Below are 19,225 nucleotides of genomic sequence, written 5' to 3'. Positions count from 1 at the left end.
CGGGTGTGGGGAGAAAACGTCAAACCTCAAGCCGATGCAGGCTTCGCCCGCACGGCGTTCTTCGGCCGCCAGGCCTTGACCACCGCTTCGTCGGTCTCGATGTACGGTCCGCCGATCAGGTCGATGCAATACGGCATGGCCGCGAACACCCCCTGAACGATCGACTTGCCATCGGCATCGCGCAGGCCTTCCAGCGTCTCGCGGATGGCGCGCGGCTGGCCGGGCAGGTTCACGATCAGCGCGGCGCGGCTCGGCGTTTCGCGAATCACGGCCACCTGGCGCGACAAAATCGCGGTCGGCACGAAATGCAGGCTGACCTGGCGCATCTGCTCGCCAAAACCCGGCATTTCCTTGGTGCCGACGGCCAGCGTGGCTTCCGGCGTCACGTCGCGGCGGGCTGGGCCGGTGCCGCCGGTGGTCAGCACCAGGTCACAGCCAGCCACGTCCACCAGCTCGATCAGCGTGCGCGAAATCTGCGCCTGCTCATCGGGGATCAACCGTTCCACAGACTGCCACGGCGTGGTCAGCGTCTTGCCGAACCAGTCGCGCAGCGCGGGGATGCCTTCGTCCTGGTACGTGCCGGACGATGCCCGGTCGGAAATCGACACAAAGCCGACCACCAGCTCGTCTGGGCTCTTGCGGGCGACGGGCGATGTCGGTGGGGTCTGCGGGTTCATGCTTCGGGCTCCGGTGCGTTGTCTGGGGCCGCGTCGGCGTCCTTCGCTTCCAGTGCGGTCTTGATGGCCTGGAACAACTCGCGGAAGTACTTCGGCGGCTTGGCCAGTTCCTTTTCCTTGCGGGCATTGCGGATGATGTTGCGTACCGATTGCACGTCCACGCTTGGGTGCTCGCCAAGGAACTTGGTCAGCGCGTCGTCGTCGGCCAGCAGCAACTCGCGCCAGCGCTCGATCAGGTGCATCCGGGCCGTTTCGGCCTTGCTGGTGCCCTTGAAGCCTTCCAGAGCTGCCCGGATGGTGGCAATTTCGTCGTCGTCCAGGCCACGCATGACCTTGCCGACAAACTGCATCTGGCGGCGCTTGCCTTCGTGGCTGGTGATCTTGCGGGCCGCGTGGATCGCGTCGGCCAGCGCCTCGGGCATGGGCACGCGCGCCAGCCTGTCCTTGGGCAGGGACTCCAGCTCGGCGCCGATGTCCTGCAGCGCCGTCATATCGCGCTTGCGCTGGGACTTGCTCTTGGGCAGGTCGTCCTCGTCCTCCGGGGCAAAGGCGCCCGGGAATCGGCCATTGGGATTGTTACGGGTATTTCGCGTCATGGGCGGCATTTTATCTTGCTATGATTCCCGTTTGGACTTTTGATCACGCCCGCCCATATGAGCCAGACCGCTGAACAGACCGCGCATTTCACCTACACCCAGGACCAGCTCAAGGCCATGGCGGCCGATGTGCTGCGTGTGGCACGCGAGCTCGGCGCGACGGATGCCGCCACCGAGATTTCCGAGGGCAGTGGCCTGTCGGTGTCGGTGCGCAAGGGCGAGGTGGAAACCATCGAGCAGAATCGCGACAAGGTGGTGGGTGTGACGGTGATGATCGGCAAGCGTCGCGGCAATGCCAGCACGTCAGATTTTTCGGCCGCCGCGCTGCGTGCCACGGCCGAAGCCGCATACAACATCGCCCGTTTCACGGCCGAGGATGACTGCGCCGGCCTGGCCGAGGAAGAGTTGCTGGAGCGCGACCCCCAGGATCTGGACCTGTTCCACCCGTGGACCATCGATGCCGAAGGCGCGATCGACATTGCCCGCCGCGCCGAAGCGGCGGCTTTCGCCGTCTCGCCGAAGATTCGCAACAGCGACGGCGCTAGCGTGTCGGCCCAGCACTCGCAGTTCGTGCTGGCCACGTCGCGCGGCTTCTCGGGCGGCTATCCCTACTCTCGCCACTTCATCTCGTGTGCGCCAATCGCCGGTTCAGGCGGCGGCATGCAGCGGGATGACTGGTATTCGTCGAAGCGCGCTCCCGGAGCGCTGGCTGAGCCGGAAGCGATTGGCCGCTATGCGGCGGAGCGCGCGCTGGCCCGCCTGAACGCCCGCAAGCTGTCCACGCGCAAGTGCCCGGTGCTGTTCGAGGCGCCACTGGCTGCTGGCCTGCTAGGCGCGTTCGTGCAGGCGGTGTCGGGTGGCGCGCTGTATCGCAAGTCGACGTTCCTGTATGACACGCTGGGCAAGGAAGTTTTCGCGCCGCACATCCAGGTTTACGAACGGCCGCACGTGCCGGGCGCGATGGGCAGCGCGCCGTTCGACGAAGAGGGCGTGCGCACGCACGAACGCGACGTGGTGCGCGACGGCGTGGTGCAGGGCTACTTCCTGTCGACGTACTCGGCACGCAAGCTCGGCATGAAGACTACCGGCAACGCGGGCGGCTCGCACAACCTCACGCTGACCAGCTCGCAGACGCAAGCGGGCGACGATTTCGTCGGGATGCTGAAGAAGATGGGCACCGGTCTGCTGGTGACCGAGCTGATGGGGCAGGGCGTGAACTACGTGACCGGCGACTATTCGCGCGGCGCCTCGGGCTACTGGGTCGAAAACGGCGTGATCCAGTATCCGGTGGAGGAAATCACGATTGCCGGCAACATGGTCGAGATGCTGCGCCAGATCGTTGCTGTTGGTGCCGATGCGCTGGTGCGTGGCACCAAGGAGACTGGCTCGATCCTGATCGAGCAGATGACGATCGCCGGGAACTGATGGTTTGTGCGTCTCTTCCAAACGGGAGAGACGACAAGGGCCGATCAGGGACGACGAAGGGCGGCGCAAGCGGGTGAACCCGTTTGCGCCGCCCTTTTTTATTCTTCCCCGGAAGCCGGCCGTTCGTACGTCACGAACGCATAGTCGAAGCCATTCGTCTCCGAATGGTGGAGCTCACGCGCGGTCTCGACCCATGTCGTGCGGTCCACGGCCGGGAAGAACGCATCGCCTTCCACATCCGCGTCGATTTCCGTGACGATCAGGCGATCGGCGCTCGGCAGTGCCTCCGCATAGAGTTGTGCGCCGCCGATCAGGAATACCTGTTCCGCACCTATGCACAGCCGTTGCGCATCCTCGATCGATCCCACCACATCGGCGCCCTCGATATGCAGGTCGCGGTTGCGGGTCACCACGATATTGCGGCGCCCCGGCAGCGGCCGGCCGATCGAATCCCAGGTCTTGCGACCCATGATGATCGGCGCGCCCATGGTCGTGCGCTTGAAATGCTGCAAGTCTTCCGGCAGGCGCCACGGCAAGGTGTTGTTACGGCCGATCACGCCGTTGCGCGCGCGCGCGACGATCAGTGTCAGCAGCGTCATACGGCCACCGGCGCCTTGATCGCGGGGTGCGACTCATAGCCGACCAGCTCGAAATCGTCGTACTTGTAGTCGAAGATGCTGTCGGGACGATGCTTGATTCGCAGCGTTGGCAGCTTCATCGGCTCGCGCGAAAGCTGCGTCTCCACCTGCTCGAAGTGGTTGCTGTAGATGTGGCAGTCGCCACCGGTCCACACGAAATCGCCCACGCCCAGGTCGCATTGCTGCGCGATCATGTGCGTCAGCAGCGCGTAGCTGGCGATGTTGAACGGCACGCCGAGGAAAATGTCGGCGCTGCGCTGGTAGAGCTGGCAGGACAGCTTGCCATCGGCCACGTAGAACTGGAAGAACGCGTGGCAGGGCGGCAGCTTCATCTGCGGGATCTCGCCCACGTTCCAGGCCGACACAATCAGCCGGCGCGAATCGGGGTTGTCGCGGATCTGCTGCACGACCTCGGTGATCTGGTCGATATGGCGACCGTCCGGTGTCGGCCATGCGCGCCACTGGTAGCCGTAGATCGGGCCCAGTTCGCCGTTGGCATCGGCCCATTCGTCCCAGATGGTGACGCCGTTGTCCTTCAGGTACTTGATGTTGGTCGAGCCCTGCAGGAACCACAGCAGTTCATGGATGATCGACTTCAGGTGCAGCTTTTTCGTGGTGACGACGGGAAAGCCCTCGTTCAGGTCGAAGCGCATCTGGTAGCCGAAGACCGAGCGCGTACCGGTGCCGGTGCGGTCGGACTTTTCGGTGCCATGCTCGTACACATGGCGCATGAAGTCGAGGTACTGTTTCATCGGGACAGGAAGTGGGAAGTGACGTCGGCGCGCGGGCCGCAAGCGGGGATTTTAGCCTGAAAGCAGAAAGCCGCCCGAAGGCGGCTTTCTGCGTCAGACGAGGGGTGTCAGTTGGCTTGGGTGGACGGCTCCCGGCGCTTCTGCGTCAGGTAGCCGGCGCCCAGCACGCCGCCGACGATCACCAGGTACAGCGCCCACTTGATGATGGGTTGCGCCTCGAAGAACGGCTTGGTGATCGGCTCGCCCAGGATCATCTTCACAGCCGTGAAGGCCAGCACGCCGGCACCCACGTAGATGATCGACGGGAAGCGTGCCATCAGCTTGAGCACCAGGCTCGAGCCCCAGACCACGATCGGAATACTGATCAGCAGACCCAGCACCACCAGCAGGAAGCTGCCGTGCGCGGCGCCGGCGACGGCCAGCACATTGTCCACGCCCATGACCGCGTCGGCGATGATGATCGTCTTCATCGCGCCCACCAGCGTGCTGGCGCCGCTGCCATGCTCGTCACCGTCTTCCTCGGCCGCCAGGAGCTTGTAGGCAATCCAGACCAGCGCCAGGCCACCCACCAGCAGCAGGCCGGGGATCTTCAGCAGCCAGACCACGCCGATGGTCATCGCCGAACGCACGACCACGGCACCGATGGTGCCCCAGACGATGGCTTTCTTTTGCAGGTGCGGCGGCAGGTTACGCGCCGCCAGGGCGATCACGATGGCGTTGTCGCCGGCGAGTACCAGGTCGATGACGACGATCGACAGCAGCGCTGTCAGGAACTGCATCGTGAACAGATCGGTAAACCACTCCATGTAGGCTCCTCAAGTGCAAATTGCTGCGGGCCGGTCGGGCCAGCAAGTTTTTTTGACACCTGGGATTACGGAGCGACGGAAGTTGCCGACAAGGGCGGGACTGCCTTTGCAAACCGTAACACCAGGTTGCAAAGGTCTTGCTCGACACGCTGGTACGGTATGCGCACCAGGGTCAGCACAACCGGAGACGGGTCAGCGCCTCGGAATGACGATTGTGCTAAGGGCATGGGCCCCCAAGCTACTCCCCTTTAACTTCCCTTTGGAAGGGACGCTGACACCGGATGCTCCGGCGTTTTGCGTTGGGCGCGATTATACCGAAGCTGCGGGAAAAATGTTGCGTCACCGACAATGTGTCTGAATGTATGGACAAGGTGTGTAGGCAAAAGCGGGCTGCCGGGCCATGCAATGCATGACGCACGCATATGCATATGCGCCTATGCTTGTTGGATTGGCGGTCGGTCGGTGTGCGCCAGACACGACAGGAGCGCACCCCACGCCAACCGTGTGCCCGTCGTGCCATGCGGTCTTTGAGGGATTCACGTAGTGCCCATCGACAATAAGGAAACGTCATGCCGGCTGTTACGACACCACTGAACCCGTCTCGCCCCCAGCCTCAGTCTCTCCACCACGCCAACCACCATTCCGCTCCCGAACACGCGCAGGACCCGACGCCACGCCTGGTCGTGGCGAACGGCGCCCATGCCGCGCTCAGGCCGGAGTTCATTCAGCAATATCACGAGAACAGTGACGCGCTGCGCGCCGAGATCGTCGCCGGATTGCTCCGGTCGCAGGCGGGTATCAGCCCGAAGTTCTTCTACGATGTGCTCGGCTCGCGCCTGTTCGAGGCCATCACCGACTTGCCGGAGTACTACCCGACGCGCACCGAGGCGTCGATCTTCGCCAGCGTCGCCCCGGCGATCGCGGCGCGTGCCGGCAGCGGTTGCGTGCTGATCGACCTCGGCGCCGGCAACTGCGAGAAGGCCGCCCGGCTTTTCCCGAGCCTGCAACCGGCCCAGTACGTTGCGCTCGATATCTCGGTGGATTTCCTGCGTGGCACCCTGTCCGGGTTGCAGCAACAGCATCCGCATATTCCGATGCTCGGTCTGGGCACGGACCTGTGCGGGCCACTGGACCTGCCACCCAACGTCAGGCGGGGCCGCCGGTTGCTGTTCTACCCGGGTTCCAGCATCGGCAATTTCACACCGATCGACGCGCTGGCGCTACTGCAGCGGCTGCGCGCGGTGACGGGCCATGGCGATGGTGTGCTGATTGGCGTGGACCTCTACAAGGACGCTGATACGCTGGTCGCGGCCTATGACGATGCCCTTGGTGTCACGGCCGCGTTCAATCGCAATGTGCTGCGCAATGTGAACCGGATCCTGGGCAGCGACTTCGCGCTCGAGGACTGGCGCCACGTGGCATCGTTCGATCAGCAGGCATCCCGCATCCAGATGCACCTTGAGGCCGAGCGCGCGGTGACGGTTCGCTGGCCTGATGGTGAACGCAACTTTGCCAAAGGGGAGCGGATCCATACCGAGGACTCGCACAAATATCGGCCCGAGGATTTCGCGATCCTGCTGGAGTCGGCTGGTTTCACCGACCCCGTAAGCTGGACCGACCCACGCGGCTGGTTCGCCGTTTTCCACGCGCGCGGCTGAGCGCCAGCGGAGAAGCCGCGGCGCCGGCAGGGGGATAGGGCGCGCGGGAAATGGCACCGGCTCGCCGGTGTCATAATGCGCGCAGCCGGCGTGTCCGGCTTTTCTTTCACCCTCAGTCACGGACCTTGCGATGAGCGGCTTCTCCATGCTTCCCGATCTCCACTTTACCGGCGGCAAGGCGGCGTGGCCCGATGCGCGGCGTCTGCCGCGCGAGGGGCTGGCGCAGGCACTCGTGGAATCGCGCAACCGCACGCTGGCGTGGCTGGGTGCGTTCGGTCAGACACGCCGTGGCTGGACCGTCCCGCGCCAGTACGATTGCAACCCGCCGCTGTGGACGCTGGGCCACGTCGCCTGGCACGCCGAGTGGTGGTGTCTGCGCGGTGTGCGCCATCTGGAGCAGGGCGGTATCCGCCTGCCGGTAGCCAGCGAGCCATCCTTGCTTGATGGTGCTGATGAATGGTTCGATCCCGAGCGCATTGGTCCTGACGAGCGCTGGGAAATCGCGCTGCCAGATGTATCGCGCGTCAAGCAGTACGCGGCCCAAGTGCTGGATGGATTGCTGCGCCGCATCGCGCTGCTGGCCAACGACGATGATGCAACGCTGTACCCGTTCCGCCGCGCGCTGTACCACGAGGATGTGCAGGGGGAGACCATCGCGGCATTGTTGCAATCATTGGGCGTAGCGCCGGCTGAGCCGGCATCCGTGGGCCTGGCGGCATCGGTCTCTCACAACGACGCGCTGCATTTTCCGGGCGGAAACTTCACGCAAGGCTGGAGCGATGCAGATGGTTTCGCATGGCCCGATGAACTGCCGCCCCAGAAGGTCTATGTGCCGGCGTTCGAGATGGATGCGGCACTGGTCTCCAACGCGCAATACCTCGAGTTCGTCGAGGACGGCGGCTATGAGCATCCTGCGTACTGGTCCGCGGCGGGCCGCCAGTGGCTGATGATGCAGGAGCGGTCCGCGCCGCGCTACTGGTCTCGCCATGCCGTGACGCGAAGCTGGGTGGTATCGCGCTTCGGAGCCGAGCGCACACTCAACCCTGATGAGCCGGTGCGGCACGTAACCCTGTTCGAGGCGCAGGCATGGTGCGTGTGGGCGGGTCGCCGCCTGCCGCAGGAAATCGAATGGGAACTGGCGGCCACGCAGAATCGCGGACTCCAGTGGGGCGCGCTGCGCGAATGGACCGCCACGCCATACGAGCCCTATCTGGGCTTCAGCGCGGAGCCGACGGACGGCGAGATCGTCGGCCGCTTCGGCACCCATCAGGTGGTGCGAGGTGTGTCGTTTGCGAGCCCTGCGCGACTGCGCCATACGCGTGCGCGAACCGCGCTGTTGCCCGAGGACGATGTGTCGTTCGTCGGGTTCAGGACGTGCGCGGTGTGAGGGGGTATCAGCGGCTCGCGCTCGTCGCACGCAAGCCGGCGGCATAAAAAAAGGCACCCGAAGGTGCCTTTTTTATTTATCGCTCGTAACGCGAGCGGCTGTTGCGCTGGCCGCCGAAGCCGCCGCGATCGCCACCGCGGTCACCGAACTTGCGGTCGCCGAAGCTGCGATCGCCAAAGCTACGGTTGCCGTCGCGCTGGCCGTCACGGTTGCCGCCAAAGCTGCGGTTACCGTCACGTTGCGTGGCGTCACGGTTGCCATCGCGCTGTGCGAAGTCGCGGTTGCCGAAGCTGCGTTCGCCACCAAAGCTGCGCTGCTGAGCTTGGCCTTGACCCTGGCCTTGACCTTGACCACGGTAGCCGCCATTGCTATTGCCATTGCTACGGTCGCCGAAACCACGCTCACCACGATCGCCGAAGCCACCACGGTTGTCGTCGCCGAACGGACGCGGGGCGCGATCGCCGAAACCACGGTTGTCGCTGCTGAATCGGCGCTCGCCGAAGTTGCGGTCGCCGCTACCTTCGCGGTTACCGCGATAGCCACCGCTGCCGTTGTTGCCGCGATAGCCGCCACCGGTGCCACCGTTGCCGCGGAAGCCGTCGCGGCCGCCCGGCTTGCCGCCGAAGTTCGAGCGCGGCTTCGGCGAGCGACGCGGTTCGAAGCCCTCGATCACCGAGGCGTCGATGCGGTTGTTCGTGAAGCGCTCGATACGGCGCCACTGGAACATGTCACCGTGGTTCACGAGGTTGATCGCCACACCCGAGCGACCGGCACGGCCGGTACGGCCAATGCGGTGCACGTAGTCTTCCGCCTGCTTGGGCAGGTCGAAGTTCACCACGTGGGTAATGTCGGGCACGTCGATGCCGCGCGCGGCCACGTCGGTGGCCACCAGCACGCGCAGGTTGCCACGGCGCAGGGCCGTCAGCGTGCGGTTACGCGCGCCCTGAGTCATGTCGCCATGCAGCGCGCCGGCGGAGAAGCCGGTGTCCGACAGGCGCTCGGCCAGCGAATCGGCATCGCGCTTGGTAGCGGTGAAGACGATGGCTTGCTTGAGCGATGCATCGCGCAGCAGGTGGTCGAGCAGGCGCTCCTTGTGCGACATGTCGTCGGTGAAGTGCAGGCGCTGTTCGATGTTGCTGTGGTCGGCGCGCGCGGCGGCGATCTCGATGCGCTGCGGGTCGCGGAGCTGGCGCGAGGCCAGTTGGGCGATGCGGGCGTCGAGCGTGGCCGAGAACATCAGCGTCTGGCGCGATGCCGGCGTGGCGGCAACGATGGCGTCGATGTCGTCGGCGAAGCCCATGTCGAGCATACGGTCGGCTTCGTCGAACACCAGCATTTCCAGCGCGGACAGGTCAATGCGGCCGGCTTCGATATGGTCGAGCAGGCGGCCCGGCGTGGCCACGAGGATGTCCGGCATACGGGCCAGCATGGCCAGTTGCTTCGGGTAGGGCATGCCGCCCAGGATGCTGGCGCAGACGATACGGCGCAGATGGCGGCCATACTTGGCGGCGGCTTCGGTTACCTGCAGGGCCAGTTCACGCGTCGGCGTCAGCACCAGCAGCGACGGCTGGGCCGGAGACGGACGGGGGCGCTTGCCCTTCATGCGCTTGGCCGGTTCGGTCGGACGATGCGTGGCCGGCTTTTCGCTGATGCGCTGGATTGCGGGCAGCATGAACGCGGCGGTCTTGCCCGAGCCGGTCTGGCTGGAAACCAGCAGGTCGCGGCCGGCCAGGAAGGCGGGGATGGCCTGCGCCTGCACCGGTGTCGGTGTGTTGTAGTTGGCTTCGGCCAGTGCGCGCAGGATAGCGGCGTCGAGGCCGAGTTTTGCGAAGCCGTTTTCCGAGGCTTCCACGGCCGGTGCGGCGTCAGCGTTCAGCATGGCGTCGAGCTTGTCGAGCGGGCTGGCGGTATCGGCGGGCGTGGCGAATGCGTCGGTGGCGGAGGCAATAGGCTGCTCCGCACGGAAATCGTGCTGGGTCATGTCGTACGTCTTAAAAATGCATGGCACCCCTGGCAGATGTGCGCGAAGGGGTGGGCGCAGTGCAAAGTCTTAAAAAGGCTTCGGCGCCAATCGGTGGGCCGTTCGACAGACTCAGCTGGCAAAACGGCGGCAGGCAGGGGCGACTGGTTATCGAGAAACCAACCGGAACCCTGGCAGGCAAACAGCTAACAATCGGGCTGTTCTTCAGGATCGGAGACGAGGCAGCGTCAGGTGAGTGGTGCGTTCTGGCCAGGCACCTGTCAGCGATACTTCCGAGAAAATGACAGAGGCAGGGAGCAGAGCTTGGGAGGTAGCGGATACGCCACAGCGTTGAAAGCCGGGCGAGTTGCGGAACTCACAGTGCGAAACTCACGGCGCGGAGTATAGCAGAACACCGAATATTTTGTTGCGGTGCGAAAAGTCCGAAAAGGTAACGGGATGTATCGCGCACATGGCTTGCATGTCCGGCCTTGCTGCCTATACTCCAGAGCGCGAGCATCGATGCTCGTACGGGGCGGACGACGACAAGTCCCGCTGATCCTGCCTTTGGCAAGGTTGGCTTGCCACTCGGCCCCGGCATTGCGGTCATTGTTGCCATTGCCAGGTTTTCTTCGACTGTCCGGGTGGTCCGGATGGACGTCCGCGTCATGGGCGGAATCACGGGAAACATGCTTGGCACAGGAATGACCGGAATTGCCGGCGACGCAGACCCAGGAGGTCCGGGCCCGTCCGCAACCCAAGCCCGCCACTCAGTTGGCGGGCTTTCTATTTGAGGCGCATTTGGTGCGCTGCTTGCGATGCGCCAGGTCCGGCGGGTCAGCCCGTAGTGTCCGGCGACAAGTACAATTCCGAGCTGCCGTCAGCTTCGCTGGCCCGGATTACCACCACTGTGACGTTGTCCTGACCGCCGCGCGCCAGCGCCAGTCTCACCAGTTCATCTGCCGCGTGCCGGCAATCCCAGGAGGCCAGTACCGTGGCGATGTCCGTATCGTCGACGTCGTTGTAGAGGCCATCGCTGCAGAGCAGGAACATGTCGCCGTCCCGGACGTCCAGCGTGAGGGTCTCCAGGTCAAGCGTGGCGGCCGCCCCTACGGCGCGTGTGATCGCGTTGTGGGCGGGATGGTGTTTCGCTTCGTCGGCGGTGATAAGGCCACGCGCGCGCAATTGCTCCACGTGACTGTGGTCGCGTGTGAGCTGTTGCAGATGGTTGTCGCGGAGCAGGTAGAGCCGACTGTCGCCTGCCCAGAGACAGGCGCATTGATGCCCGCGCGAGACGAGCGCTACTACCGTGCTGCCGATCACGCGTACCCGCGCATGCCGTGCTTCATCCATCAGCAACTGATTGACGCCGAGGATGGCTGCGCGTGTATCGGCGATGGCCTGATCGAGATCGCCGGGCAGCGATAGCGTCGATAGTGCCTCCACGATCGAGCGGCTGGCGAAATCGCCATGCGCGTGGCCGCCCATGCCATCGGCCACTACCCAGAGGCCGGGCGCGGCGAGCCACGCGTCCTCATTGCGCGCCCGCGCGAGCCCAACATCCGTGTGCGCGGCGGATTCCCACTGGAACGCTGTTGTGTTCTCCATATGTCCAGCATAGCGGCTGCCGCCGATCCTGCGCCCGAGTTTGCTATACTGCGCCCCGTCTTTTGGCTCGCCTGCCCCGATGCGGCGCGAGCCCCAGGCAGACGGTCCGCTCGCCGTAGTTCAATGGATAGAACGAGCGCCTCCTAAGCGCTAGATACAGGTTCGATTCCTGTCGGCGGGACCATCATTCAGTCTGCACTGGCCTCTCCCTTTATCGTTTCTTCCGATCGTTTCGCGCCGCGCCGTCTCTCGCTGTAGGAGAACGCCTTGCTGCGGAATGTCCTCGCTCCTACATCGTGCCGGTAGTCCAATGCATATGCTCGAGAAAGGAAAAGGCTGAACAGGAGTGCCATATGAAGCCCATTCTTGTGCTTCTCGTCACCTCCGTGGCGCTGCTCGGTGGGTGCGTCATTACCCCCGATCATGGCGATCACAGAGGCGGTGGGTATTACGGCGGAGATGGTCGATCTGAATACGATCGAGATCACGATCACGGAGATCGTGATCGGGGCGATCACCGGGATAACGATAGTGACCGGGATCGCTGGCAAGGTGGCCCGCACTACTAGCGTGTGTCCTGATCTCGCGCCAGGCGGCCACGGCTGGGTTGGGGGCTCCCTACGTATTTCCAGGCGGGGCAGGTCGTCACCAGCGGAAGCGTCAGCGCCATTGCGGCGCTGTACATGAACTATCCGTAGTTGCTGCCACGCGACGTGGCCAACGGCAGCATCGCGCCTCCGGGGACCACAGTCGTTCCTGCGACGGCACCCCGTTAGGTCCACGGGGCAGGCGTATCGTTGAGGATCAAGTCATGCGCGGGTACATTGCGCTGACGTCCATGCGGTATACAGAGCCTGACCATGCAGACCGACCCTGAATACTGGTTTCACGCCAAGCGCTATGGCTGGGGGTGGGGGCTCCCGACTTGCTGGCAAGGTTGGATAGCCTACGGCGCGTACTTCGCGTTGCTAGCGCTGGCTGTCTTCTTCTTCCGCGTTGACCACCGTCCCGTTGTCTTTGTCTTCCTCGTGGTGATCCTGAGCCTGGCGCTGTTTGTCGTTTGCTGGATCAAGGGGGAGCCGCCACGCTGGCGTTGGGGAGACGACTGATTGGCCCGTCGCTGATCTACCTATCCACCTTTTGGCAGGCCATTTCACGATGGTCTGTTTTCAATTTGGCCAGTGTCCGCGCCCGCCGGTCATTGATAACTGAGCGTGAACGTTGCCAGCGCTCTGACAGCGCCGGGTCTGACGGTTCCGGTTGCAACGTAGCGCGCGGTCAAGGGCACAAGGGTGGTGGCGGCAGACGGCCCCACGTACCATTGCCCGGGGTTTCCTCGTGCAGCGGAATCGGCGCCAAAGGTGATTGGCGTGCCGCCTCTCGACAGTCGAAGCGCAATGCCGCGCGCCGTGGAATCAAGCGCCGGCGTGAGATCGTTTGTCCTGTTGACGGGCCGGATTGCGTCCGTCAACGTGATATGGATGCCGATACCGGTTGGACACGACAAGCTGATGTTGAAGTCGGCGCGTTCGGTGCTTACTCTGCCGACCGGCAGCAGGCTCGCAAGCCTGACCGGGGGCAGCGGCACCTCGACGTGCGGTGTCGTGACGGTGCAACTGTTGGCCATGACTCGCGTACCGGGTGTGATCGTGATGGTTCGGGTGACTGTATCGAAGCAACTGCCCGAGAACTGGACGGTCATGGAGGGCAGGCTGGTCAATGCGCCGGACTTGATGGGACCAGTCACGATGAGTTCAGCCGAGAAGTAGTCCACGGCGGCGGCGTTTGGACTCGGTGGAGAAAACGTCGTCCTCGATGGTGCTGCAGCCAAACCCCCCGTCCAGCCGTCGGTCATTGCAAAACGCATACCTATGCCCGCCAGATTGGTCTGGTACGCATTGGGCATTCCTGGCACTGGAATCCCACTGACACTCGTTGTTTTCGTTACTGGGCACCTAACATCGGAAAGTCTAAGGCCGGGGTTTTGCCACGCGGTTGCCAGTTGCCGTCCAACTCCTTGGTCTCGCGAAGACGTCAACGACGTCCCAAATGACAGGCTGAACGGGGTCCCTGCGGTGCTTGGATAGATGATCGAACCTGCGGACACTGGCTGGACTGGGGTCAAGAAGATGTAACCACCGAGGAGGGTGATGCGGATAAGCCCGGGCCGCGTCGGGTTCCATCCGGTGTGCCGAAAATGTCTGATGAGAGGTTCAAGCATGGGCAATAACTTGTCGCCGATGGAAACGCACCGGGACTGAGATTCCGCGCCGCGGTCCATCTATTGAGATTGAAGGGAACGGTGACTGCAATCGCGGTGCATTCGATGTCATGCGTCAAAGCCAGTCTCGTTAAGTTATTACTCTACCGGTGTAGCTGTTGGTGTTTGAATAGTAATAAATTGAATTTCTCTGTTCGGGCGAAACGTGGCGTCTCTCGACGCGATCCGTTTACCTTGTGGACATTTCCGATTGGCCGATTCAGCGACCGGCTATGATGTCGGCTTCACGCCGCAAACAAGGACACATTTGGCCAGCTTCCGCCTACCCATGTCATCCGTCCGCGCGAATCTTTGCCGGTTGCCGCTGCTTGTCCTGATGGGTGCGATGCCGGCTCTGGCGGTGCCACCGGCGTCCGATCCGGCGCTGGCCGATACATCGGGCTGCACGGCGCTGATCAATATCGTGCAGGAGAGCTTGCGGGGTGAACTGGAGGTCCCGTGCGCGGAGCCGAATCGCGAGGCCTGCGAGGCCAAGAATGGGCAGATCCGCGCCATGCTGGAAATCGTCGAGCAGCGCCGGCAGCGCAAGGCTGACGAATGCGAGACGCTGGCACAGGTCAACCGGCTGCTGCGTACGCTGCCACCGAAGGGGTGAGCGCAGCCGGGCAGGGTGCTGCCGGAATCAATGCGACATCTTCGAGAAAAGCTGGATCACCGCCACGCCGGCAATGATCAGCCCGATGCCGAGCCAGGCCGCCAGGTCTGGGACCTGACGGTAGAGCACCGATGCGATGAGCGTCACCAGCACGATTCCGGCGCCGCACCAGATCGCATAGGCCACACCGACTGGCACTGTTTTCATCACCTGCATCAGTAACCAGAACGCCGCTACGTATCCGGTCACCACCAGGACGCTGGGGACCAGGCGCGTGAAGTTCTCGGCGGCCTTGAGACTGCTGGTGGCGATGACTTCGGCAACGATGGCCAGGGCGAGGAGCAGATATCCGTTCATGAATTGATCAAAAGAGACTGTTGCGGCACGCGGATTCGATATTATGCAATCCGCGCCCCCGATCACCCCCAAACGGGGCTGCAAACCATGGGACGAATTGCCGAGAATCCTGGCGTCATAGTAATTTCAGGTGATCGATTACCCTCCCACGCGGTGGTTGCCCTGCAAGGGATAGGGGAATTGAATGATGGTATGCGCTGAAAACGCACGGGGCGCCCGGGAATACACAAGAGGCGCCTCCAGAATGTCGCGGCAGTATCCAATCTGGCCTGACCATGCCGGCACCAAAACATACGCCGGCGGCTGGCGAGGTTGTAGATGGGATCAAGGGGAGCATCATGAACAACGAGCTTGACGGGGTAACGGCCTGGCCGACCACGCGACTCGGCCATTTGCAGGGGGAGTCCGATCCCGGGCGCGATCCGGGAGAGGGCGTCTGGCAGAACACGATTGCCGCAGCCGACCACGCGCTGGAAGAAGCCTCCCGCATTCAGCGAGGCGTGCAGCAAAATCTGAAACTGATGCAGGAAGTGCGGACGCTGCGCGACGAACTGCGCCGCGCTCATGCCGAGATCGATCGCTATCGAGGGATGCACGCGCGCGTGGTGGTCAGCATGCGGCAGCTCGAGGATGAGCACAGCGTCGAGATGTCGCGCCTGCAAACCGACAACGAACTGCTGCTGGTGCGCCATCGCGTCTACAAACTGCTGGCGGAGCACTACGCCACCGCCGCGTTGCGGTTCGATCCCGCTGTGTTCGCCGAGCACCGTGACCGGGTGCTCGAGCATGTGCTGTTCCAGCGCCGCAAGGGCATGTCGCTCACGCAGATCGGCGTGGGGGACATTGCCTTCCTGCTGCTCTAGCAGATCGGGTCTTTGAGCTTGGGCCGTTGCCCGGCGACCATCAGGCGACGATCAGGCGACCATCAAGCGGACTTTGGCTCGCGCGGCTTGAGCACCAGCAGCGCGAGCATGCCGCCCACCACGCCCCAGAACGCCGAGCCGACGCCTGCCAGCGTCATGCCGGACGCCGTGATCATGAACGTCAGCAGGGCCGATTCCCGTTCGACCGGCGTCTGCATGGCCACCGTCAGTCCATTGGCGATCGAGCCAAGCAGCGCAAAGGCGGCGACGGCCACCACCAGCGCCTTTGGGAAGGCCGCGAACAATGCGGCGATGCTGGCTGCCATGATGCCCATGACCAGGTAGCCGATACCGCAGACCACGGCGGCCATGTAGCGGCGGCGCGGATCGGCGTCAGCCTGCGGGCCGGTGCAGATCGCGGCCGTGATGGCCGCCAGATTGATACCGTGCGATCCGAACGGCGCCAGGATGGCCGACGCCACGCCCGTGACCGCAATCAGCGGACTGGCCGGCACGTGGTAGCCATCGGCACGCAGCACGGCCAGCCCAGGGATGTTCTGGGACGCCAGCGCCACGATGAACAGCGGCACGGCAATGCTGACGAATGCCGATACCGAGAACGCAGGTGTGGTCCAGACCGGCATGGTTACGGCGAAGTGAAACTGCTCGAAGTGCAATTGGCCGAGTACGCCGGCCAGCGCGACGCCGATCACCAGCACACCGGGCACCGCATAACGCGGCCACCAGCGCCGTCCAAACAGGTAGACGGCGAACATCACCAGTAATAGCAGCGTTTGGTGCTGGGCCTGGACGAATACGTCGACGCTGATGCGGAACAGGATGCCGGCCAGCAAGGCCGAAGCGATGCTGGCCGGTAGCGCCTTCATGAGCTTGTCGAACCAGCCGGTCAGGCCGGCCGCCGTCATTAGCAGGGCCGCCATCAGGAACGCGCCAATCGCTTCCGGGTAGGGCACGCCGGGCAGGGATGCGATCAGCAGCGCCGCCCCGGGCGTGGACCATGCAATCACGATCGGCACCCGCATCAGCAGCGATAGTCCGAGCGTGGTGACACCCATGCCGATCGATAGCGCCCAGATCCAGGACGATATCTGGGCATCGGTCAGGTGCGCGGCTTGTCCGGCCTGGATCATCAGCACCAGCGAACTGGTGTAGCCGGTCAGCATGGCGATCAGCCCGGCCACCGTGGTGGAAACGGACAGGTCGGACAGCTTGAGGGGGGCTGCGGTCATGGTGGGTCGTGCGGTGCGGGCCCGAGGGCAACGGGCGGTATCTTCGCACGGGATGACCGGAGTGGTGTTCTGTTTTCTCCTCTCTCCCGCAAGTGGGAGAGAGGAGCAAGACCGGTGGTCGGCGTCAGCGCCTCAATCCGCCACCTTGTCGCTCGGGAACTTGAACGAGTCCCGCAGCAGGTAGCTCATCGGAATATCCAGCGTGATCCCATGGGGCGGGATCGGCTGCTGGAACCACTTGCGGTAGAGCTTCTGGGTTTCCTGGTCATAGATCGCGTTGACCAGGGCCTTGTCGACGATCTTCTTGAACTCGGCGTCCTGCTTCGACAGCATGATCGCGTAGGGTTCGATCGTCAGCAGGTCGCCGGTCACCGCCAGCGAAGCCGGGTTCTTCGCGTTTGCGCGCAGGCCGAACAGCAGCACGTCGTCCATCACGAACGCATCGGCGCGGCCCGATTCCACCATCGCGAACGCCTCGGCATGGTCCTTGGCCTCCAGGACCTTCCAGCCCATCGCGCCGGATTCGTCCATCTTGCGGATCATGGCCAGCGGCGTGGTGCCGGTGGTGGAGACGACGGTCTTGCCGCGCAAGTCGCTCCAGCGGCGGATGCCGGAATCCGACTTGACGAGCATGCGGCTGCCGGCGATGTAGTGCGGGATCGTGAAGGCGACCTGTTCGCGACGCTCGCGATTGTTGGTGGTCGACCCGCATTCCAGATCGGCCTTGCCATCGACGATGGCCGGGATGCGCGTGGCCGGCGTCACGGGCACCCACTCCACGCGCAACTGCGGCATTTTCAGTTGGGCGCGCACGGCGTCAGCCGCCTTCAGGCACAGATCGACGGCGTACCCGACCGGCTTGCCGTCGGCAATGAACGAGAACGGCACGGAGCTTTCGCGGTGCGCGATGCGGATCGTGCCGGTCTGCTGGATGCGCTGGATAACCGGACTGGATGCCGCCTGCGCCGCCGGGATGGCGGCCGGCGTCAGCAATGCGGCAAGGGAAAGGAAGACAGACGCGACGCCCCCGAACGAGGCGCGGCGTGGCAGGCCCGAATTGGTCATGATGACACCCGTCGAAAATTAGTCAGAAATAACCGTGGCGGCGCTGGCCGCCCTGGCCATCCGCCGATCACCAATTGGCCGGATCGGTCCGGCTCTGTCGTGCTTCGTGGTGCTGCTTCTTGTTGTGCGATCGGATGTTTCCGATGGCGCTGATTGTTCCACGGGGGGCGGCGGTGACACAACTGCAAACGCCGGCAGACGTGCGCTACGCAATGGCGGCGTCCCCGTAACGCAACGCTTCGACCCAACCCGCGTTGACGGGGGCTTTCCCTTACGGAGTTATCCGACTTCTTGTGGCTCAGCCGAATGGCTATTCTTCAGCCGTGCCTTGCGAGCAGGGCACCGAGGAGAGACTCTTGGGCCCGTGAAGGAACGGGCCCTTCTTTTTTGCTTCGGCAGAAATGGGGAGTATCTATCCGGCGGTGACACGCAAGAACAATGCCAACGCCAACGCCAACGCCAACGCCAACGCCAACGCCAACGCCAACGCCTGCGCATCGTCGTCGGCGCCAGGCGTGCTGGTAGCAGCCCGCGGCTGGGCGCACCGCCTCGGCTATCTCTACTGGGCTCTCGGGACGGGCCGGATTGGATTGGATGGCAATGGCGCCCCGTCACGGGCATCGCACGCAGGCATGATCACGGCGGCAGGGCATGGCAGCCCTCCGCGAAGTGGGTAGTCAGGCGGTCCGGCCTACTTGCGCGCGCGGCGGTCGATCGGCCAGATGACCTTGGCGGCTTCGCCGTCGAGGCGATAGGCGTGGCAGGTGCCCAGTACCCAGGGTTGGGGTATGGGGGCGTCGCCTTCCAGCCGCGCGTGCCAGGGTGTGGTCTCGCGCTGCATGGACATGATCGTCTGCATGGCGGTGGTGGCGAGCGGGCCCAGCAGTTCGGTTAGGTGTGTGCAGCCCCTGGCGCCACCCAGGCGCGCCTTTGCCTCCTGCCGGAAGCCGCTGCCGACACGCAGTCCCTCCAGCACCGCATAGGCCGCGTTGATCTCGGCGCAGTAGGGCGTGGGGCCGGTATCGGTACGGGCCGACATGTGCCGGATCACCAGTTCCGCGTCGATCGTCATGGTCAGGCGCATCTGGTGGATGGATCCACCGGCCGGAAGCGCGATGAAAGGCAGTTCGGTCGGCACTGGGGAGATGTCATGCAGTTCGGCCTCGATGTCGTACAGGCCGTCGTCGCGCAGGTAGCCGCGGCAAAGGATCTGGCGGGTATGCCGCAGCGTGCGTTCCGGCTGGTTCGGAGTCTCTGGTTCCATGCGTTGCCCTTCAGGCTTGCTCATCCTGAGAGGATGATGTACG

Annotated in this window: 20 protein-coding genes and 1 tRNA gene; 8 read left to right on the top strand and 13 right to left on the bottom strand. The window is 64.0% G+C overall.

Going from position 1 to position 19,225, the window contains the following annotated elements:
- Positions 1-26: 26 nt before the first annotated feature.
- Together mog and yjgA are read right to left on the bottom strand one after the other, a co-directional pair.
- Positions 27-677, bottom strand: coding sequence for a molybdopterin adenylyltransferase (gene mog, locus WD006_RS11340; RefSeq protein ID WP_011517152.1), 651 nt, complete (start codon positions 675-677; stop codon positions 27-29).
- Complete coding sequence (yjgA, locus tag WD006_RS11335; RefSeq protein WP_017513869.1) at positions 674-1,273, bottom strand: ribosome biogenesis factor YjgA; 600 nt, start codon at positions 1,271-1,273, stop codon at positions 674-676. Before yjgA ends, mog begins: the two co-directional genes overlap by 4 nt.
- A 57-nt stretch (positions 1,274-1,330) precedes the next feature.
- Between yjgA and pmbA the strand changes: the two genes are divergently transcribed.
- On the top strand, positions 1,331-2,698 hold the full coding sequence (gene pmbA, locus WD006_RS11330) for a metalloprotease PmbA (RefSeq protein ID WP_011517150.1): 1,368 nt from the start codon (positions 1,331-1,333) through the stop codon (positions 2,696-2,698).
- A gap of 98 nt (positions 2,699-2,796) precedes the next feature.
- On the opposite strand, the gene WD006_RS11325 is transcribed toward pmbA, so the two are convergent.
- The 3 genes from WD006_RS11325 to WD006_RS11315 all read right to left on the bottom strand — a co-directional run bounded on the left by WD006_RS11325 (position 2,797) and on the right by WD006_RS11315 (position 4,894).
- On the bottom strand, positions 2,797-3,297 hold the full coding sequence (locus WD006_RS11325; RefSeq protein ID WP_011517149.1) for a dihydrofolate reductase: 501 nt from the start codon (positions 3,295-3,297) through the stop codon (positions 2,797-2,799).
- The gene (locus tag WD006_RS11320) at positions 3,294-4,088 is read right to left on the bottom strand and encodes a thymidylate synthase (RefSeq protein ID WP_011517148.1); all 795 of its coding nucleotides are present in this window, start codon (positions 4,086-4,088) and stop codon (positions 3,294-3,296) included. Before WD006_RS11320 ends, WD006_RS11325 begins: the two co-directional genes overlap by 4 nt.
- A gap of 107 nt (positions 4,089-4,195) precedes the next feature.
- Entirely contained in the window at positions 4,196-4,894 is a 699-nt protein-coding gene (locus WD006_RS11315; RefSeq protein WP_011517147.1) for a TerC family protein, read from the bottom strand.
- A 569-nt stretch (positions 4,895-5,463) separates the two neighbouring features.
- Between WD006_RS11315 and egtD the strand changes: the two genes are divergently transcribed.
- Positions 5,464-6,552, top strand: coding sequence for an L-histidine N(alpha)-methyltransferase (gene egtD / locus WD006_RS11310; protein ID WP_011517146.1), 1,089 nt, complete (start codon positions 5,464-5,466; stop codon positions 6,550-6,552).
- Between the two features lie 130 nt (positions 6,553-6,682).
- The gene (egtB, locus tag WD006_RS11305) at positions 6,683-7,939 is read left to right on the top strand and encodes an ergothioneine biosynthesis protein EgtB (protein WP_011517145.1); all 1,257 of its coding nucleotides are present in this window, start codon (positions 6,683-6,685) and stop codon (positions 7,937-7,939) included.
- A 76-nt stretch (positions 7,940-8,015) separates the two neighbouring features.
- On the opposite strand, the gene WD006_RS11300 is transcribed toward egtB, so the two are convergent.
- Complete coding sequence (locus WD006_RS11300) at positions 8,016-9,920, bottom strand: DEAD/DEAH box helicase (protein WP_029307344.1); 1,905 nt, start codon at positions 9,918-9,920, stop codon at positions 8,016-8,018.
- 816 nt (positions 9,921-10,736) lie between these two features.
- Entirely contained in the window at positions 10,737-11,507 is a 771-nt protein-coding gene (locus WD006_RS11295; protein WP_029307345.1) for a PP2C family protein-serine/threonine phosphatase, read from the bottom strand.
- A 109-nt stretch (positions 11,508-11,616) separates the two neighbouring features.
- On the opposite strand from WD006_RS11295, the gene WD006_RS11290 reads away from it, so the two are divergent.
- Positions 11,617-11,691 (top strand) — tRNA-Arg (locus WD006_RS11290).
- 4 nt (positions 11,692-11,695) lie between these two features.
- Here the strand turns inward: WD006_RS11290 and WD006_RS11285 are convergent.
- Positions 11,696-12,058: a hypothetical protein gene (locus tag WD006_RS11285; protein ID WP_425648201.1), complete on the bottom strand. Its 363-nt coding sequence runs from the start codon at positions 12,056-12,058 to the stop codon at positions 11,696-11,698.
- A 309-nt stretch (positions 12,059-12,367) separates the two neighbouring features.
- Here WD006_RS11285 and WD006_RS11280 point away from each other — a divergent pair, with 309 nt between their 5' ends.
- Positions 12,368-12,616, top strand: coding sequence for a hypothetical protein (locus tag WD006_RS11280; protein ID WP_011517123.1), 249 nt, complete (start codon positions 12,368-12,370; stop codon positions 12,614-12,616).
- An 89-nt stretch (positions 12,617-12,705) separates the two neighbouring features.
- Here WD006_RS11280 and WD006_RS11275 read toward each other — a convergent pair whose 3' ends face one another.
- Positions 12,706-13,413 carry a fimbrial protein gene (locus WD006_RS11275; RefSeq protein ID WP_157139108.1) on the bottom strand — a complete coding sequence of 236 codons (708 nt, stop codon included), beginning with the start codon at positions 13,411-13,413 and terminating at the stop codon, positions 12,706-12,708.
- 643 nt (positions 13,414-14,056) lie between these two features.
- Between WD006_RS11275 and WD006_RS11270 the strand changes: the two genes are divergently transcribed.
- Positions 14,057-14,383 (top strand): hypothetical protein, encoded by a 327-nt coding sequence (locus WD006_RS11270; protein WP_011517121.1) that lies wholly within the window; start codon positions 14,057-14,059, stop codon positions 14,381-14,383.
- Positions 14,384-14,410: 27 nt separating this feature from the next.
- On the opposite strand, the gene WD006_RS11265 is transcribed toward WD006_RS11270, so the two are convergent.
- Positions 14,411-14,740 carry a DMT family transporter gene (locus WD006_RS11265; protein WP_011517120.1) on the bottom strand — a complete coding sequence of 110 codons (330 nt, stop codon included), beginning with the start codon at positions 14,738-14,740 and terminating at the stop codon, positions 14,411-14,413.
- A 338-nt stretch (positions 14,741-15,078) separates the two neighbouring features.
- Here WD006_RS11265 and WD006_RS11260 point away from each other — a divergent pair, with 338 nt between their 5' ends.
- Complete coding sequence (locus tag WD006_RS11260; protein ID WP_011517119.1) at positions 15,079-15,603, top strand: hypothetical protein; 525 nt, start codon at positions 15,079-15,081, stop codon at positions 15,601-15,603.
- Positions 15,604-15,665: 62 nt separating this feature from the next.
- Here WD006_RS11260 and WD006_RS11255 read toward each other — a convergent pair whose 3' ends face one another.
- Together WD006_RS11255 and WD006_RS11250 are read right to left on the bottom strand one after the other, a co-directional pair.
- Complete coding sequence (locus tag WD006_RS11255; RefSeq protein ID WP_024569936.1) at positions 15,666-16,853, bottom strand: benzoate/H(+) symporter BenE family transporter; 1,188 nt, start codon at positions 16,851-16,853, stop codon at positions 15,666-15,668.
- Between the two features lie 132 nt (positions 16,854-16,985).
- Positions 16,986-17,918, bottom strand: a complete 933-nt coding sequence (locus WD006_RS11250) for an amino acid ABC transporter substrate-binding protein (protein WP_011517117.1) — start codon at positions 17,916-17,918, stop codon at positions 16,986-16,988.
- A gap of 422 nt (positions 17,919-18,340) precedes the next feature.
- Between WD006_RS11250 and WD006_RS11245 the strand changes: the two genes are divergently transcribed.
- Entirely contained in the window at positions 18,341-18,595 is a 255-nt protein-coding gene (locus WD006_RS11245) for a hypothetical protein (RefSeq protein ID WP_375198938.1), read from the top strand.
- 14 nt (positions 18,596-18,609) lie between these two features.
- Here the strand turns inward: WD006_RS11245 and WD006_RS11240 are convergent, their stop codons facing one another.
- Positions 18,610-19,182 carry a DUF2889 domain-containing protein gene (locus tag WD006_RS11240; RefSeq protein WP_029307349.1) on the bottom strand — a complete coding sequence of 191 codons (573 nt, stop codon included), beginning with the start codon at positions 19,180-19,182 and terminating at the stop codon, positions 18,610-18,612.
- Between the last annotated feature and the right edge of the window lie 43 nt (positions 19,183-19,225).

This window comes from Cupriavidus sp. Met-2, from assembly GCF_049843575.1.
GTDB classification, from domain to species: domain Bacteria; phylum Pseudomonadota; class Gammaproteobacteria; order Burkholderiales; family Burkholderiaceae; genus Cupriavidus; species Cupriavidus metallidurans.
The sequence above is the reverse complement of the archived record's forward strand: the minus strand, read 5'-3'. Positions and strand labels throughout refer to the sequence as shown.